We start from the raw sequence: 2,578 nt of genomic DNA, 5'->3' as shown, positions 1-2,578 counted from the left end.
TCCCCCCGTGGATCCACGACTTCGCGGCCGGGGTCATGTAGCCGAGGCCGAAGAGCTTGTCGAGGAAGGGCCACAGGAAGGTGAAGCCCAGGACGATGCGCAGACCGGCGAGCAGCCGGCGCGCCACGACGGAGCGGACGATCTCTTCTTGGAAGGTCACGACCCCGTCGGTCGGGTGAATGATGTGGCGGCGGTGCGTCACGTTCTCGTGATGGATGGTGGCCATCGTTCTCATCTCCAGAACTTGGTGTCTGCCTCCCGGCATTCCTCCTGCCGGTACTACAGACTGTAGTAGATGATGTCGCGGCGTGCACCGTGTCGGCACTGTGATCTACGAGTCATCCGCCTGCAGGCGGCGCTGGCGCAGCCCACCTCGAAAGAGGTGACTCACCTACCCGGGGGTGACGACGTCCATCCGCTCCCGCACCCGTGCGAGGGCGGCCCGGTGGTCGGGTAGCGCGACCGTCAGCAGGTCATCGACCATCGCCTCGACGCGGCGTGGCACCTGCACCGAGTCCCGGCCGTAGTGCAGCACCTCTTCCGTCGCGAGGTTGACGAGGTCGCCGACGGCCTGCGGGCGCAGCACGACCCGCACCGCGCCATCCTCGTCCGAGGCGTAGCGCGAGGGTGTGCGGCGCGTGACGAGGACGCGGAGGATCCGGTGCAGCTCGTCCACCGCCTGCACCGCGGTGGTCGGGTCGTTCACACCGGGCGACAGTGCGCGCTCCGCGATGTCCACCAGCTGGCGTATGCCGAAGCCGGGGTCCTGCCGCATCGTGCGCTGCGTCTCGAGCAGGACGGCGCCACGGACCCGGGCCCGCGCCCTGTCAGCCAGGTCGCCCGAGCCCCACACCGTCACGACGGTCATCTCCTCGGTCACGAAGTCGCCGACCTGGACCTCGGCGACCACGACGACGCCGAGCTCGCGCGCGAGGGACACCAGCACGTCCACATCGATCTCCGTCACTGCTCCGTGGTCGCCGCCCGACGTCACGGCGGCGTGCGGGGTGCCGAGTGCGGGCGACCACGTCGATTCGGCGACCGGCGCCGCGTCCGGGTAGAGCTCGTCGACGAGGGCGACGGCCCGGTCCCCGATACCCGAGATGACCGTGGAGACCTGGATCGAGACCGTGATGTGGTGGATGAACGCGATGAACGACCCCATCGACGCGAGGACCAGCAGGAACGCCACCGTGACCGACAGCTGTGGCACGAAGCCGTCGGCGCCGCCGCGGACCGACCGCAGCACGGTGAGCGCGAAGACGAACGAGGCGATGAAGATGCCGAGCGTCACCTGGGTGGTGCGTTGACTGAGGAAGCCGCCCAGCACCCGCGGCGTGAACTGGCTGCTCGCCAGCTGTAGCACCACCATGGTGATGGAGAAGACGAGGCCCGTGACCGAGATCATGGCCGTCGCGATGGTGCTCAGCAGGCCCCGTGCCCCGTCACTGCCTCCCTGGAACACGTAGGGAACGTGCTCCGAGAGTGCCCCGTCGACGAGTGGCAGGAGCACACCGGCCGCCACGGCGACGATGCCGATCGCCAACGGCAGCGCCCAGAAAGGCCGCCACAGTCGTTGCCACGTCGTGAGTCGGTGTGAGCGCATGCCCCATCCTCACACCGGGGGCCCTTCCGTCAGCGGATGCGACACAGTTTCAGCATCCAGGTCGGCCGCCGACCCGGAGGGCAACGAGCTCTGCGCGTTCACGCCGTGAGTCGCAGGTCAGGCAGGCGGCGTGTAGCGGCCGTCGACCGCCGTCCACCCGCCGTCCACGAACAGCTGGCTGCCCGTGACGAAGGACGACGCGTCGGAGGCGAGATAGACGACGGCGCCGGCGAGCTCGTGCGCATGGGACCAGCGCCCGAGCGCACTCTTGCTCGAATACGCTTGGTACCACTCGGGATTCGCGCGGATCTGCGCCGTGAGTGGTGTGTCGACGACCCCGGGCGCGATGGCGTTGACGCGCACCCCGGAGGGCCCGAGCTCGGCGGCTGCGGTGCGAAGCAGCTGGACGAGGCCCGCCTTCGTCGCGGCATAGACACCCTGCCCGGGCTCCACGGCCACCGACCGGATCGAGCTGAAGCCGATGATGCTGCCCCGGCCCCGCTCTGCCATTCCCCGGCCGAAAGCCCGCACGAGGTCGAACGAGGCCCGCAGGTTGAGCCCGACGACCCGGTCGAACTCCTCGGTCGTGTAGTCGAGCAGCCGCTTGCGCACGTTCGTCGCCGCCGTGAAGACGAGAACGTCGACGGGGTCGAGCTCGCGTGACGCGCGGGCCACCGCGTCGGCGTCCGTCACGTCCAGCAGGTATGCCGCTGAGCCGCCTCCCAGCGCGACCGTCCCTTCCGCGGCGGCGAGGTCGCGGTCCGCGCACACGACGTCGGCGCCGTGGGCCGAGAGGGCAAGGGCGCTCTCGCGCCCGATTCCGCTGCCGGCGCCGACGACGACGGCGCGCCTGCCGTCGAGCCGGAACAACCGCGAGTAGTCCTGCTGCTCAACCGGATCCGTCATGCTCGTGTCCTTCCCTTCCCCTGCCTTCCCTCCGCCACCCCACCCGTCGAGTGAGCGCAAACTCCG

At 69.7% G+C, this 2,578-nt stretch carries 2 protein-coding genes and 1 pseudogene; all 3 read right to left on the bottom strand.

The window, feature by feature from the left end:
* Window positions 1-226, bottom strand: a pseudogene (locus N864_RS21330) (DoxX family protein); the annotation flags it as partial.
* Between the two features lie 165 nt (window positions 227-391).
* Window positions 392-1,606 carry a DUF2254 domain-containing protein gene (locus N864_RS21325; RefSeq protein ID WP_051518899.1) on the bottom strand — a complete coding sequence of 405 codons (1,215 nt, stop codon included), beginning with the start codon at window positions 1,604-1,606 and terminating at the stop codon, window positions 392-394.
* 117 nt (window positions 1,607-1,723) lie between these two features.
* The gene (locus N864_RS21320; protein ID WP_034722168.1) at window positions 1,724-2,512 is read right to left on the bottom strand and encodes an SDR family NAD(P)-dependent oxidoreductase; all 789 of its coding nucleotides are present in this window, start codon (window positions 2,510-2,512) and stop codon (window positions 1,724-1,726) included.
* Between the last annotated feature and the right edge of the window lie 66 nt (window positions 2,513-2,578).

Origin of the sequence: Intrasporangium chromatireducens Q5-1, from assembly GCF_000576575.1 — a bacterium.
Taxonomy (GTDB): Bacteria; Actinomycetota; Actinomycetes; order Actinomycetales; family Dermatophilaceae; genus Intrasporangium_A; species Intrasporangium_A chromatireducens.
Note: the sequence above shows the minus strand (reverse complement) of the source record. Positions and strands in the feature narration are given on the sequence as shown.

Bases quoted from the DNA above. Each gene is read 5' to 3' on its own strand.
- N864_RS21325 (WP_051518899.1), bottom strand. From the start codon at position 1,606: ATGCGCTCACACCGACTCACGACGTGGCAACGACTGTGGCGGCCTTTC.
- N864_RS21320 (WP_034722168.1), bottom strand. From the start codon at position 2,512: ATGACGGATCCGGTTGAGCAGCAGGACTACTCGCGGTTGTTCCGGCTC.